Source organism: Edaphobacter flagellatus, assembly GCF_025264665.1.
In the GTDB taxonomy this organism is placed as follows: domain Bacteria; phylum Acidobacteriota; class Terriglobia; order Terriglobales; family Acidobacteriaceae; genus Edaphobacter; species Edaphobacter flagellatus.
On the sequence record NZ_CP073697.1, the window covers coordinates 1,178,492 to 1,193,380 of the forward strand.

The 14,889-nt window shown below is 56.4% G+C and carries 11 protein-coding genes; 5 read left to right on the plus strand and 6 right to left on the minus strand.

Annotated features, from left to right (window positions below):
- Positions 1 to 421: 421 nt before the first annotated feature.
- Entirely contained in the window at positions 422 to 1,258 is an 837-nt protein-coding gene (pheA, locus tag KFE13_RS04835) for a prephenate dehydratase (RefSeq protein ID WP_260706043.1), read from the minus strand.
- Between the two features lie 165 nt (positions 1,259 to 1,423).
- On the opposite strand from pheA, the gene KFE13_RS04840 reads away from it, so the two are divergent.
- Together KFE13_RS04840 and KFE13_RS04845 are read left to right on the plus strand one after the other, a co-directional pair.
- A complete protein-coding gene (locus tag KFE13_RS04840; RefSeq protein ID WP_260706044.1) occupies positions 1,424 to 1,573 on the plus strand; it encodes a lmo0937 family membrane protein in 150 nt (49 codons plus the stop codon).
- Between the two features lie 45 nt (positions 1,574 to 1,618).
- A complete protein-coding gene (locus tag KFE13_RS04845) occupies positions 1,619 to 1,942 on the plus strand; it encodes a CsbD family protein (protein ID WP_260706045.1) in 324 nt (107 codons plus the stop codon).
- A gap of 59 nt (positions 1,943 to 2,001) precedes the next feature.
- Here the strand turns inward: KFE13_RS04845 and KFE13_RS04850 are convergent, their stop codons facing one another.
- From KFE13_RS04850 to KFE13_RS04870, 5 genes are all read right to left on the minus strand, one after another.
- A complete protein-coding gene (locus tag KFE13_RS04850) occupies positions 2,002 to 2,868 on the minus strand; it encodes a UbiA-like polyprenyltransferase (RefSeq protein WP_260706046.1) in 867 nt (288 codons plus the stop codon).
- Positions 2,869 to 2,962: 94 nt separating this feature from the next.
- Positions 2,963 to 3,739, minus strand: coding sequence for a BON domain-containing protein (locus KFE13_RS04855; RefSeq protein ID WP_260706047.1), 777 nt, complete (start codon positions 3,737 to 3,739; stop codon positions 2,963 to 2,965).
- A gap of 77 nt (positions 3,740 to 3,816) precedes the next feature.
- Positions 3,817 to 8,256, minus strand: coding sequence for a translocation/assembly module TamB domain-containing protein (locus tag KFE13_RS04860; RefSeq protein WP_260706048.1), 4,440 nt, complete (start codon positions 8,254 to 8,256; stop codon positions 3,817 to 3,819).
- Positions 8,253 to 9,008 (minus strand): peptidylprolyl isomerase, encoded by a 756-nt coding sequence (locus KFE13_RS04865; protein ID WP_260706049.1) that lies wholly within the window; start codon positions 9,006 to 9,008, stop codon positions 8,253 to 8,255. Before KFE13_RS04865 ends, KFE13_RS04860 begins: the two co-directional genes overlap by 4 nt.
- Positions 9,009 to 9,010: 2 nt before the next feature.
- A complete protein-coding gene (locus KFE13_RS04870; RefSeq protein WP_260706050.1) occupies positions 9,011 to 12,157 on the minus strand; it encodes a POTRA domain-containing protein in 3,147 nt (1,048 codons plus the stop codon).
- A gap of 318 nt (positions 12,158 to 12,475) precedes the next feature.
- On the opposite strand from KFE13_RS04870, the gene KFE13_RS04875 reads away from it, so the two are divergent.
- The 3 genes from KFE13_RS04875 (at position 12,476) to KFE13_RS04885 (ending at position 14,681) form a co-directional block, all read left to right on the plus strand.
- Positions 12,476 to 13,561, plus strand: a complete 1,086-nt coding sequence (locus KFE13_RS04875; protein WP_260706909.1) for a ThiF family adenylyltransferase — start codon at positions 12,476 to 12,478, stop codon at positions 13,559 to 13,561.
- A gap of 185 nt (positions 13,562 to 13,746) precedes the next feature.
- Entirely contained in the window at positions 13,747 to 14,385 is a 639-nt protein-coding gene (locus KFE13_RS04880) for an RNA polymerase sigma factor (RefSeq protein ID WP_260706051.1), read from the plus strand.
- A complete protein-coding gene (locus KFE13_RS04885) occupies positions 14,382 to 14,681 on the plus strand; it encodes an anti-sigma factor family protein (RefSeq protein ID WP_260706052.1) in 300 nt (99 codons plus the stop codon). The genes KFE13_RS04880 and KFE13_RS04885 overlap by 4 nt, the downstream gene beginning before the upstream one ends.
- Positions 14,682 to 14,889 lie beyond the last annotated feature (208 nt).

Here is a 14,889-nt window from a genome sequence, read left to right on the forward strand (position 1 = left end):
GTCAAAGTCGCAAACCTACCCGAATGGCCCGATTCCTCGAACCTCTATACCCATTCAGACGCCACGCCCACCACTGCCGTCATCGGCAAACCACCACAAATCAGCAGTGGATTCCCCACTCTACTCCTCTTCCACCCTGTCAAGCCCCCTGTGCCTCCTGATCGCCCATAAAGCAATGAAAACAAAATAAATATAGCTGGAGGGAAAGTGCCGATCAGTTCTCTTCCGCTTGCTAAAATAGAACTGAAGTCAGAGAAAGAAAGAAATCGCCCCTCGGACGCAGCTCCCCCATGAGCTAACTCCTGTCAAATCAATATTTTTGGACTTAACTGTCGCGGATTCAATATTTTAGGCTGTTGAAAACGCGTAAATTGCTGAATCCATACGACTTGGAGATTTCCACAGGGGAGGGGGAGGGAGCCTACTCAGCCGCCGCCCGGTACCGCCCCAGCACCTTGACCATCCGGCAGTGCTCCGTCAGTGCCGCCACCGCTGTCTCTGCCCTGTCTGGTGAATCGAACCGCACATCGACGTAGAAGACATACTCCCACGGCGATCCCGGAACCGGACGCGACTCAATCTTCGTCAGGTCAACGCCTGCCCGAGCCAGCCGCTCCAGCGCCGCCACCAGCGTCCCCGGACGGTGCTCGATCGCAAACGCGAGGCTCATCTTGTTGTCCTGCTCGGTCGACTTCAGCGGAGGATCGATCGTCCGCCGGATCAGATGGAACCGCGTAAAGTTCTGCGCATTGTCTTCGATCCCGGCAAGCAGAACGTTGCCACCATATTCCTTCGCCGCCAGCTCCGGAGCGACGCCAGCCGTGTCCTTTAACCCTTCCGCCATCACATGCTTCACCGAGCCTGCCGTATCGTAAAACGGCATCACCGAAAACTCCGGGTGCGACGCAAAAAAGCGCCGGCACTGCGACAACGCCACCGGATGCGAGATCACGTGCCGCACATCGCCAAGCTCCACACCAGGCGCAGCAATCAGGTTGTGACGAATCCGCAGCAGGCTCTCGCGCTCGATCCGCACATCCAGCTCAAGCAGAAGATCGTAGTGCTCCGCGACCGAGCCATGCAGACTGTTCTCAATCGGAAGCACCGCGGCATCAACATCACCGGACATCAGCCGAGACATCACCTCGGCCGAAACGTTGCAAGGCACGATGCGAAGATCCGCAACCTCGTTGCCCAGCATCGCCGCCGTCGCCATGTGACTGTTGGAACCCGCTTCACCCTGAATCGCTATACGCAAAAAGTTGCCTCCGCTCCAAAAATTCATTTTATTCGCAACGGTGGCAACCTCCACTCCAACATCCGCACCTTATCTACACGAAAGCCGCGCAGAGCTAAGCAGGAATGGGATCTCGCAGCGCGACTCATATGTCCACTTATTGAATCAGGAGTCAATCACAAACAAATGCTTTGGACAATCACCATCATCCTGTTCATCCTCTGGGTTCTCGGCCTGGTCAGCAGCTACACGCTCGGCGGATGGATTCATATCCTTCTCGTCCTGGCGCTCATTGTCCTCATCTTCAACCTGCTGTCTGGCCGAAAGGCTCTCTAGCCGCAGCACTCCCCTCAACCGCATAACCGAAGTTTGGAGTTCCCTATGAATAAAGAAACTCTCGAAGGAAAATTCGATCAGGTCGCAGGTGCCGTAAAGCAGAAGGTCGGCGAAACCGTCGGCAACCAGAAGCTCGCTTCCTCAGGCGTCGCCGATCAGGTCAAAGGCGCCGCGAAAGAGACCTGGGGAAAGGCAAAGGATGCAGCTACCTCCAGCGATACCGAAGCCAAAGTGCATGACATGAAGCAACACGCAGAAGAGAAGCTGGACGAGGCGCGCGAAAAGGTCGTCGACACCGCGCAGAACATCAAGAACAAGATCAACGAAAAAATCGATTCCTTCCGCGATCAGCATACGAATCGCGGCTAACTTTCCTTTGCAATTGGATGCAGTAACGGCCCGCCGCCCGTATCGGCGGGCCTCTTCTTTTAGCGCCGCATCAGCACATCTGCCGCAATAAATCCGAAGAACAGCACCGAAATCACGCCATTCAGTGTAAAGAACGCAGCATTCATTCTTCGCATGTCCTTCGGCGAAATGATCGAATGCTCATAGAGCAGCAAGATCGCAACCACCGCGACGCCCAGCATCGCCACCTTACCCAACCCAAACAGGACCACCACCCAGCACAGCATCGCCAGCATGCCGAGATGCATCACACGCGCGATCCAGAAAGCACCTTCAAGCCCGAAAGCCTGAGGAACGCTGTTCAATCCAACCTTACGATCATGCTCGAAGTCCTGGCACGCATACAGCACATCGAAGCCGCCAACCCACAGCAGCACCGCAAACGTCAGCACCACGATGCGAGCATCCAGCGAGCCGCGCACTGCAATCCATGCGGCCGAAGGCGCAATCCCCAGCGCAAGCCCAAGCACAAGATGCGACCAGCGCGTTACCCGCTTCATGTAGCTGTAAGCCAGCACCACGATCAAAGCCACAGGAGCAAGAATCAACGTCAAACGGTTCAACATCGCCGCGCCAAGCACAAACACTGCCGACGAAATCAGCACAAAGCCAACGACAAAGCCTCCCGTCAACGTTCCTGCAGGCAGCGCGCGCATTGCCGTCCGCGGATTCGCCGCATCGATCTTCGCGTCCACCAGCCGATTGAATGCCATCGCCGCCGAACGCGCAGCAACCATGCAAACCACAATCCATCCCAGCACGCGCATCGGAGGCCACGCTCCCGCTGCCAGCACCGCTCCCGTCAACGCAAAAGGCAACGCAAAGATCGAGTGCTCCCACTTGATCATCTCCAGCGTCGTCGCCGTACTCTTCCACAACGAAGTCATACCATCATCCTTACAAACCTTGCCCTGCATCCATCTTAAAAGATCAAAGCCGCGAAGAGAGAACTCCTCGCGGCCATAACCGAAATAATTGCTGTTACTTCTCCTGCGTCGCTCCCGCAACCTGTAGATTATTGACTACCTTGAAGACTCCAGGAACGCTGTTTGCCCGGATGTTCGCAACATCCTTATCGCCCTGATTATCGACCACGCCGGAAAGCGTCACGTTGCCGTTGACGACCGTAATCCGGATCGGCTTCGCCGGATCGATCGCATACTTATTCAGCTGTGCCGCACCGTAAACGGCTCTCGCCGTCGCCAGACGAATGCGATCGTCCATCGGCGAGACAGGTGCAACTTCGATGTCGTCTACAACGTCCTTCACTCCAGGGAAGTTGGAGACCAGGCTGATGGCCGAGTCTTTATCCATCGGGCCGTAAGCCACGCCACCCAGCGTCACCACACCATTCTGCACACCGATGGTGAACGCATTGAAGGCCGTCGTTCCATAACCGACGCGATCGTACGTCAACTTCTCAGCAAGCTTATTGCGTAACGTGACGTCATCTATCGTCGGGCCAGCAACCTCAATCTGGTTCTGCACACCTTTCACGTGTTTGCGATGATGCGCCTTCTTGTCGGCATCTTCCTTGTCCGCGTATAGATCGACGGTTCCGGTCAGCGTCACCATGCCGTTCTGCACCGCGGCTTTCACGTCCTTAAATCGCTTATTATCCAGAGCTTTCGCAACATCGGCCTGAATTTGAGAGTCTTCTGACGTCTGTGCAATCCCCTTCGCAGCGAAGGCAGGCAGTAAACCAAGCAACAATCCGAAGGCGAATACTCGATGAACCATCTTTCCGTGCTTGCTCATGCTCGTTTCTCCTGAAAAATTCAAACACCGGCTCTGCAAAAATGTTCCTTACACGTACGATGCTGCGTGAACAGCGATTAGCGATAACGGCGTCGCAATTTATATACGATGCTGAATACGCCCGATTCGTCACGCGTCACCACAATCGATGAGTTATGCGTCAGGTCATACTGCACCTGGATCAGCTGCTGAGCGGATGTATTCACATTCGTCGCAAACGTGGCAGTAATCTGTTTCGAAATCTGCTCCTGAATCGTGATGCGAGCCGACGAATTACCCAGCGTGCCTACGAACGCCGGATCGATCTTTACACTGCCAACACCAAACAGCTTCTCCACACGCGAGCTGACTGTCGCGTTGAGCGCCCCGCCCAGCAGCGCACTCGTCGTCGGATCGGTCCCTGCCTGAAGCTGCTTCTCCTGGTAAAGCTGCGCCTCCTCCTGCGTCCTTCCTAGTGCAAGCAGCGCAAAAACATCCGCTTCACTCAGTGGAGGTTCCGAGCGATAGGTCGGCTTCAAGTTGCTCGCCGTGCCGTGCAGGCCAACGGTGACTTCATAGTTTTCCACCTGCGCTGTTGCATCGATATCGATCGTCGGATCAATACGCACAGGGTTCGTGAAGTAGATGTCTCCACGCTGAAGCTGGTATTTCGTGTTGGCAAATGTTGCACTACCATCCGTAATCTGAATACGCCCCAGGATCGATGGCGATGCGATCGTGCCGCGAATATTCAGATCAACCGAGCCAGCCAGCTTCGCGTAGGAGTTCTGAAAATCAAGCTGCGGCGCGCTGGTAACGCGAACATCGAGGCGGACCTTATTCGAAGGAGCATTCGGATCGGTCGGCGCGCTGATTGTGCTGCCAGAGCCTGCAAACGCGGCAAAGTCCACGTCTTGTCCAACACCAAAGCGCGTGATCAGAATATTGCCGCTCAGCAGCGAACTCGTCGACGTTCCCTGCAGTTTTAAATTCGCATTCGCTGTCGCGCTCAAACCATACAAACGAACACGCACCGCTTCTCCCGTCGCCGTCAGGTCCGCGTAGATGCCGTTGCGGAACCGCAACGAACCGCCAATCTTCAGATCGCCACCGCCCGTCTTCGCCGTCAACGACTGCACCTGGAGCCGATCATCAGTAAAGATCAGCGTGCCGTTCATATCGCTCAGACCATTCGGCACGCCATCCAGCGCGAGATTCACCGAATCAAACTGCACCTTGCCGCTCAACGCAGGATTGGTCACCTGACCACCGGCAGCTACCGTAAATTCGACCTTGCCGCTTGAGAGAATATCGGGATCGAAAGTGTGCAACACAGCCATACTGATGTTGCCGCTACCTTTGATATTCAGCTTTCCGCCCTTGGGATCGGTACTGCCGAAGAGCTGGGCCGTTCCTCCCAACCGCATGTCCGTATCCTGCCCAGTGATGTGCACCTGATCCAGCGTTGCCACGCCGCTACGCAAGCTGATGCGCAATGGTTCGGCGGCCTTGAGCTCCACACCCTGTAGCTTCACATCGACGTTGTTCAACTCCGCCGCTCCGCCAAGCTCCTTCGGACTCTTCAGCGGGCCGCTCACTGTCGCGATACCGCTGATCGACGATTGCGCCTTGATATTGCCTGGGCCAAACATGCCAAGCGGACGACTCACATCGAAATCCGCAATCGTCAGCTTCGCATCTGTTTGATAGTTGCCCGTCAACTGCGTCTGCCCATTGAGTCCAACTTTGGCGCCGACAATGGTCGAGTCGGCAGTGAAGTACATTACCTTGCCCTGGCTATGAGCCTCCGCCACAGCTTCGCCTACGGCCTGCCCCTGATAGACCACATTGGCGAGCTTTAGATTGGCGTGCAGACCGGGCTCGGTGATAGTGCCATTGGCGTCAGCAACCAACGTCAGCCTTCCATCTGCATTCACGCCGGATCTTTTCACGGCCTCAAACTTCGCGAGATCCAGATCGTGCCCCTCGATGTGGCCATGCAGATGTTCGCTCGCAAGGTCATAGCCACCATTTCCACTCAGTTGCATACCGTGCGCTTTCAGCACAACCTGTGTTGCCTCAATTGCCTTGCCGTGAATTGCAAGATTGGATGAAATCGATTCATAGGGCTCATCGTATGCGACACCGTTGGTGAACTGAAGATGGCCAGTGCCATTCAGATTCTCCATCGTCCCCGTCACGTGCGCGTTCGCACTGACAGTGCCCGTTATCGGGATCTTTTGCTGTTGACCGACAATCTGCAGAAGATCAGGTACCTGCGCATTCGCCAGATCTACGGTCGCATCCATGCTCAGGGTATCGTCCCACACATACGAGACGACTCCGCGGCGCGAAACCTCCCGCCTGGGCTCAACCGTTCCCGATGCGTGCAACACTGCCGAGCCGCGATGAATCGTCGAGTTCGCTACAGCGATGCCGCTGCTTGGCGAATACTCCGCATCCGCAACCAGTGAGTCAATCAACGCATCCGTCGAACCCATCGCGAACTCAATGTTCGAAGCCTCCACATGGCCCTTTACGTCAAGATTTCTCGCCGCTCCACGCGCCATTCCTGTGAAGTGCAGCGCGCCATGCAGCGATACAGGAATAGCCGCACTGCCCTTCTTTCCGTTCGACTCCAGTCCGAGCGTCGTCAGCAGCTGGTTGTACTCAGCAAGATCATGCGCCGTGAGGTCGACATGCAGTTGAGTCAACGGATCGCCTATGTTGACTCCCAGTATTCCGGAGCCTTCGATCGTCGACTTCGGCGTCTGGAACAATATCTGTTGAATCTTCACCGTCTCGTTGCTGCCCGTGTAGTGCGCCAGCACGCGACCCGTCACAGGAACATCTGACGAAGCTCCTTTACGGTGAACACCCGTCGGATGAAGTTCGAGATTGCCGTCCACCTCGACGGTATCGGCAACATCTTTTTTCGAACCACCCCACTCCACCTTGACCGGTCCGCCAACGGCTGTATCGAAGCCCAGGTCGCCATAATGCTCCGCCGTCACATCCATAATGGTGCGCAGTGGAATTCCGTTCAACATTGCGTCGATGTACGCATGCGATGGTTCACTTTTAGCAGGAGCAGACGCCGGCGCCTTCGATCCGGATGATTTGGTCGTAGAAGCAACATTCTTCGCTGTTGTTGCAACCGAGGCAGGCTCAGACGGAGCAGCTCCCAGCCAGCTCTCGATGCGAAGATCGCCCGTCACCGTGCCGCCTCCAGGCAGCGCAGCCGTCATCTCGCTCAACTCCAGTTCGGCCGGGGTCGCATGGATTTTGGTTGTAGCTTCCACATCATGGATCGACACATATGGATCGTGATAGCCCGCTCCCTGCACCTTTGCAGAACCAGCAACAACAAACGCCGCCGGGCAGCCAGGCACGAGCACAGGGGCAGCCTTCACATCCGGCTTTCCTTTAAGCTTCGGGCGAATGCGCTGCCATAGAGGTGGCTTCTTCACCTCTTGCGGCGTTGTTTCAATGCAGTTTCGTGCCTGCACATTCAGATCGATCGTACCGGCCTTCAGCGTGTCGAGGCCCGTCAATACGGCAATCTGCTTCACCTCAATCAAACCGGACGCATTCGCCTGCCATTCCGGATTCGCAAAGTTTTTGAGCGTACCCTTCGCCTGCAATTGTGAAGATTTGCCGGTATGCAGTTCGAAGCGTTCCAGCACCGCTTCATCTCTGCCCAACTCCGCTTCAAGATGCAGCGCCGATTGTGCCTCTGGCTCTTTCGCCAACCGCGTACGCAGATCGCGGAGATCGATCGTCGCCGCGTACCGGTCCGTGTGGAAGAGGTAGTGCACCTCCGCATCCAGATCGCGCGCCGCCAGATCGAAGGGAATCGACCGCTGATTGATCAGTGCGACTCCGTTCACGAGCTCAACCTTCTGCGCCCTCAAGTCGAGTAGCGTATCCGTGACAGGCTCGCTGCTCTTTGTCGGATGCTTTGGAACCGGTTGATTCGTCTTCCCGTCTTTATCCACGATCAGATGAAACTGCGGGTGCTCCACGCGCAGGTAATTCAATGAAATGTAGGAGGCGACTCCTTTGCTGACGACGCGCGAAAAGAAGTTGCGTATCTTGACGCGAAGCAGAACGCGATCCACCGAGAGATATGGAGCTTCGCCTTCCGCCTCCAAACCATGAATAACCAGCCCATCCACCTCGACCGCAAGATGCCACAGATCGAAATGAACCTGCTTCAACTCCACTCGCCCGCCGGTTGTATCACCCAGCACGGCCACGATCTCCGTACGGACCCGGCCTTCAAAATCCGCCGTCGTCGTGTACCACGCGAAGATCCCGAAGACCACCAGCAGAAACGCTACGATGCCGCCAATCGTCCACAGCGTGCCGCGAGTAATCCGTGCGGCAATCGAGCGCTCGACCTTCTTCAGCTTAGCCTTGACCTGGTCGCGTGTCTCCTCCAGCCGGGTCTCAATCTTTTCGCGTCGCGCCTCGATCCTTTCCTCGAGGCTGCGTTTCTCTTCCGGAGGTTTTGGCGTCTGTTGCTCGTCGCTCACGGCGCTACCTCTCCAGGCCTCATCACCCACACGTTGCCCTGTGCCCGCAACGATTTCAGCCAGTCAACCAGCAGAGAGCCCACACGCTGCTGCAGCAGCACCTCTTCAATACGCTGCGATATCGTCTCCAGTTTCGGAGGCGTCACCTTCCGTTTGGCATACTCCGGCAACATCGTTTTCTCGTAGTAATTCTTGATCTCCTCATCGGTGATATGGATGCCATTGCGGAAGCGCACTTCGATCAATCGCAGCAGCTCCATCCTCTTTAGCCAGCGGCTGCGAAACTCAGGAACAGTGAAACCATTTGCAGCAAGAAACGACGCCCAACCATCATCTGTCTCGCAGTGATATTTTTTGCAATCAGGAATATCGCCGCGCAGCGTCTGAAGCTGCTTGTCGAGTTCTTCATCCCTGACAGCCGAATCATCAGGCTCAAGCGCAGCCTGTTGCAAGATCAACGTGCGGTCGATGATCCGCTGAATAGCCCGTTCGCGCGAAAATTCGGCCATCGAACCTCGATACGGCTGAATCGCCTCGAACCTGCGCTCCTCATCCACGTCGCTTTCAAGAATGACGTCGCCATTCACGATCGCAACAACGGCATCGATCACCGTGCCCTGTGCTGCATCTTTCGCGGTGCTCGCCTGAGGCTGCGGCTGCGAGTTCGTCTGCCCATGCACCGGCAGTACGAGCGCGATCCATACAATCCAGCTCACTCCACTCAGCAACGTATTGTGTGTCAGTAATCGCATCTCTAAAAACTCTGCCCAATACTGAAGAAGAAATTAAAGTGGCTCCCCTGTCCCACATGAGGTGGATCCGCCGAATCAATCACCGGATAGATCGGTGGATTCAGGTTATAGCTGAAGTCAAAGCGCACCGGACCGACCGGTGTTCTGTAGCGCGCACCTACACCGATGGCATGCGAAAAATAGTTGAAGTCACAGGTTCCGATCGTGCCTGAAACATTGCGGCATGTATCGCGGTTCTTTTGACGGAACCGCAGGAAGCTGGGAAACATGTCCTCCGCGTTCTGAAAAACGTTGCCCATGTCATGAAACAGCACCAGGCTCACGCTATCGCCGACATAAGGCAGAGTGGGAGGAGGCATACGCAGCTCCGTCGTATTCACAAACGCCGCAGAGCCGCCAACCGGATAGCCCGTCTGCAAGTCGCGCGGACCGGCTCCGTTGATGCCAAAGCCTCTGTGGGAGGTCGCTCCACCTGCATAGAGCCTCTCAGGCAGAGGCACCGCATTGCAGGTAGGATTCGTCGTCAGCAGTATTCCAGCGCAAACTGGATTGCCCGCATTCGGATTTACACCCGAGTCATTTTCGTAGCCAATTCGGGTATTTCTCGCCAGCGTATATCTCTTGTTGAAGAGGCGATAGTATGTGGAGTTCGTAGCATCCACCTTGAAGAAGTCCGTCTGCGATCCGAACTTCGATGACGCATAGAATAGCTGCAGCGAAGCATACAGGCCTTTGTTCGCGTCCAAAGGATTCGGCTGCCGCGTATCGTGGAACCACGTCAAACTGGGTCCTCCGACACGCACCGGTTGCGAGAGCAGCGGAATCAGTTCAGGAGCGATCTGCAGGCTATTCTGATCCACCTTTACACGTCGATAGAGAAAGTCGTAGATGAAAGTATCCGTGCGTTTCCACTTCTGCGTGAAACGAAAATCTGCCTGCAGTGTCGACGAGGCAAATGTCGTGATGTTCTGAATGTTGCTATACCCACCCGAGATCGCCGCCGAGAAATTCTTTGCATTCATGAAGTGCGGATTCTGCAGCGTCACAATCGCAATCTGCTCCAGCAATCCGTACGTCGAATGCAGCGTCACCGAATCCTCTGTGCCACGCAGATTAATACGCGATACATCCAGCGAAACACGTGGGCTCACGCCCGTCCTACCCTCAGGCGAGTAGCTCGTCTTCCCGTTCGTCTGGTTCGTCCCTCCGGGATTTCCCGTCTGCGCCTCAAAGCCGAAGCCATACGTCACATTCCAGCGCTTGGCCTCTGTCGCCTGCACCAGTGTATTTTTGCGCGGCGCATCTCCCGTCGGATTCTGCACGGCTGTAATCACTTCATTGAAGAGCGCCAGGTTGTAAAGATTTCGCTGCGTCTCCAGCAAGGCGCTCTGGTCCAGAGGATCACCAGGATGCACTAAAATTCGGTTCTCTACTACCTTTGGCCGCGTAAAGTGCAAGCCCGACAGCAGCACGCGATCCACAAACACCTGCTGCCCTTCATCCACGGTCAACACCACATCCGTATTGGTTGCGACCTTTGCCTCTTTATGAATCTGAACATCGACCTTCACCTGATCGAAACCGTGGCTCAGATAGTACGAAAGCACCGTGTCACGATCTCCCGAAAGCGTCGCCAGCGAAAACGGCTGCCCCTCCTGCGCGTTCATCAGCCCTTTTACATCCTGCATCCGGGTTGCATCCACGCCTACCAGATCAATCGTGCCAAATTTCTTCTGCGGCCCTTCAACGATGTTGTAGACCACCGTGATCCGTCCCTTTGTACCCGACGTATCACGGTCCTTCACATCCGTCGTCACCTGCGCCTCATCAAAACCATTCGCTCTGTATAGTGCCTGAATCGCACTCACATCGCTGGCCACCAACCCGGGGCTATACCGACCGCTCCGCAGATAGGCATCCGCCTTCTTCACCCGCATACGCTCACGGAGAATATCGTCGGAAAAATATTTGTTCCCCTTCAGCGTCACTTCCGTCACTTTGTGCTTGATGCCACGATCAACGACAAACACCACACTCTCGTTCTGCGACCCTTCGCCGATCACCTTCACTTCGACCGTTGCATCAAAATATCCCTGCTGCTGCACAAAGTCGCGGATGTTGTGCATCCCTTCATTCAGCAGGTCATTGTCAATCGTTCCTTCCTCGAAGATCGGGACCAGGAGATGCAGCCGGCTGCGCGAAACCTTTACGCCTTCCACCAGCACCTTCACCTCGGGTCCCTGGACGACGTGGAAGTCATAATCCACCTGGCGACGCGATGGAACGTAATCCTGTTTCTGCACGCTGACCGTAGCCTCCAGGCGGTCACGCTTTTGATACTGTGAACGCAACTTGCTCAGTGCGTTGGTCGTCGTATCGCGATTCACCTTGCTTCCCTGTTTCAGCTTGCCCTTCTTGCGAAACTGATCGAGCGTCATGCCAAGGTCTGCACTCTCCACCGTCACATTGCCAATCCGCGCCTGTGGGCCAACATCGACGTCATAATCCACATTGATCTGGATGTTGGCCTTGTCCAGCGCCGTTCCCGCAAAAATCTTCGGTTCGTAATACCCCTGCTGGCGCAGAATCTCGCGTATCCCATCCGTCCCATTCGCAAGCGACGATTCGGTATAAGCCGTGCCAGGTGTCAGCTTCGTGCCGTACTCCAGCAACGATGCCAATCGATCGCTCTTCACTCCCGAGATCGTCACGCGCCCGACATAAAACCGCGGAACGCCGGCAAAGACCAACACCATGCCATCGCCCGTACGCTCCCCTCGCACCGTGATGTCGCGGTATCGCCCACTGCGGAAGAGCCGCCTCGTGCTGGCGCGCACCTTCTCCGGGTCCAGAGGCTCACCTACCTTCTGCATCAGTTCATTCGGCAGCGTATCTTCCTTATCGAAGGTCACGCCCTCAAACTCGATGCGGTCGACACGCACGCCCTTCCACTGCCACACCGACGCCGCCAACCCCGGTCCAACCACCAGCGCCTGCCGCTGTGTCTGAGCAACACGCAGTCCCCGCAATGAATTGTTCCCTTGTGATGGAGCCTGCTCCGTCTCCGCACCATCGGACGGAATCGCAGCCGGTACATTCTGGGCCCGCCCCATCGGGATCAGGCACGCAAGCAGAAACAACGCCGCCAAAGACGCCCGGCTCAACTCAAGCGAGGCGTGTCTCCACCTCACCCGGCCTGGCTGCCTTGCCGTTCGACCTCGCTGCAACTGACCCAACAAATACGCCCATCCTTCTCGCAGTTCATATAACGCGCCGTGTTTTTGACCCTTCGCACCCGTCCAACGACAGCAACCTCTATTGCTTGGATGCCGTTCCTTCCGTCTCGCGCCCTGACGGTTCGCCCTTCTTATGGTGCATTCCCTATACTACGAAAAGAGCTGCCTCCTTCGGTGGCCAAAACACGAGCCTCTATGCCTCAAACTTCGCTCGATACCGCCCCCTCTGTGATGCCCTCTCCTCAGGCAGATCCAGCAGCGCCCCCTCCCATCGATGACCGGGAGCGCTACTCCCGCCAGGTTCTCTTTCCCGGCATTGGAGCAGACGGACAGCTTGCCCTCTTACGCGCACACGTCGCTATCGTAGGCTGTGGAGCAACCGGTGCCGCTGCCGCCTCCCTTCTGGCCCGCGCTGGCGTCGGAACGCTCACGCTCATCGACCGCGATTTCGTCGAGTTCTCCAATCTTCAGCGTCAGGTTCTCTTTGATGAGCAGGACGCCCGCGAGGCGCTTCCTAAAGCCGAAGCCGCACGCCGCAAGATCGCCCAATTCAACTCCGGCATTACCGTTTATGCGTATGTAACCGATCTGGTCCCAGCCAATATCGCGGAGCTGCTCGCCGAAGCCAATCTCATCCTCGATGCAACCGACAACTTCGAAACCCGCTACCTCATCAACGATTACGCCGTCGAGCAGGGAAAGCCCTGGATCTATGCCGCCGCCATTGGAGCCTACGCCGCAACGATGAACATCCTCCCCCGTGGCGAAGCAGATGCAACACTGTCATGGGAGCCCACCGCCTGCCTCGCCTGCGTCTTTCCAAAACCGCCCAGCGGCCCAGTCGAAACCTGCGACACCGCAGGCATCCTCTCCACCGCCGTCAACTTCGCTGCCTCCATCCAGGTCACCGAAGCCCTCAAGCTCCTTACCGGCCAATCCGCACGCATGCGGCGCACATTGCTCTCCTTCGATCTCTGGTCGTCCGAACGCTCCGAAATATCATCGGCAAAACCTCGCCCCGACTGTGAGGTCTGTGGCCAACGCATCTTTGCCCACCTTGCAGGCGAAGGACGCCCACACATCACGCTCTGCGGACGCAACTCCGTACAGATTCACGAGCACCATCGCCCCGTCGACTTCGCCTCCATGCGCGAACGTCTTGCGCCCCACGGCACCGTACGCTTCAACGAGCTCCTCCTGCGCTTCGAGCGCCCTCCGTACACCATCACGCTTTTTGCCGATGGTCGAGCCATCGTGCAGGGAACTACGGACACCACCGTAGCGCGCACACTTTACGCGCGCTACATCGGAAGCTAAGCACTTGCAATATCGTTTCTTGCAGAATCTGCACATCCCCGACACAACCTTTTTCCCCGTAAAGCATTCAAATTCCATAACATGCAATTTTCTCTTCTTTTCAGTAGGCTTAAGAACAGGCGAAACGAAGCGTTGACCGAAACATACCGACCCGGAGTTAAGCCATGGAAATTCAAGGCCTGCAAATGAGTGAACCGACGACCGGTCCAGGACTGTTCAAACGAAATCCTCCGATTGCCGGCGAAGCCGAGGCAATTGAGCGCGCCAAGTCGGGCGATGCCGAGGCTTTCTCCAGGCTCTATGCACTGCATAAGCGCAGGGTCTATACCCTCTGTCTGCGCATGCTCGGCAATGTTTCTGAAGCCGAGGACATGACCCAGGAAGCCTTTCTGCATCTCTTCCGCAAGATCGGCAGCTTCCGGGGCGAGAGCGCCTTCTCCACCTGGCTGCACAGACTCACGGTTAATCTCGTCCTGATGCACCTGCGCAAGAAGGGCCTCCAGCTTGTCTCGCTTGAAGAGACCATCAACCCTTCTGAAGAAGATGCGCCGAAGCGTGACTTCGGCAGCCGCGACATTCAGCTCTCCGGCTCAGTCGATCGCGTCGCGCTTGAGCGCGCCGTCGCTTCGCTCCCCCCGGGTTATCGCATGGTATTTGTCCTGCACGACGTCGAAGGCTTCGAGCACAACGAGATTGCCACGATGCTCGACTGCTCGACTGGCAACAGCAAATCTCAGCTCCACAAGGCTCGCTTGAAGCTCAGGGAGCTGCTCCGTCAAACGGAGCCAACAACACAAGCCGATCTGAAGGAAGCGGCGCTATGACTTCGCAAAACTCTCATCCCGGTTCTACTGCAAAACTGTCTTGTGTCGAGTTTCAGGACCATTTGCCGGAATATTTTGCCGCAGGTGGAGAAGGTTCTCTCGATGATCCCGCTGTACAGGAGCATCTGAAGACCTGCGAAAACTGTTCTGCCCTTGTCCGCGATCTCCAGTACATCGCCGATCAGGCTCGGCAGCTCCTCGAACCCACACACGAACCAAGCGACAACGTCTGGAAGAAGATTCAGGAAGGCCTCGCTGCAGACGCCGCTCCCATCATCGACCCACAGAAAGCCTGACCGACAACGGCAGGTTTGCAGTTGCAACCCGTTTTCTCCGCGTGTAGGCTATAGCTGCATGTCGAAGCACCTCCAGTCCGGCCGATTTAGCTTCTGCTATTGGCGCACCTCTGCGGCCGGGAGAGTCCTCGCATGCTTCTCTGAGACAAGCTATCTGATGAGCTGATCCCTTAGAGACTTCGATCTTCCCGAGCCGCGACCCCAGGGT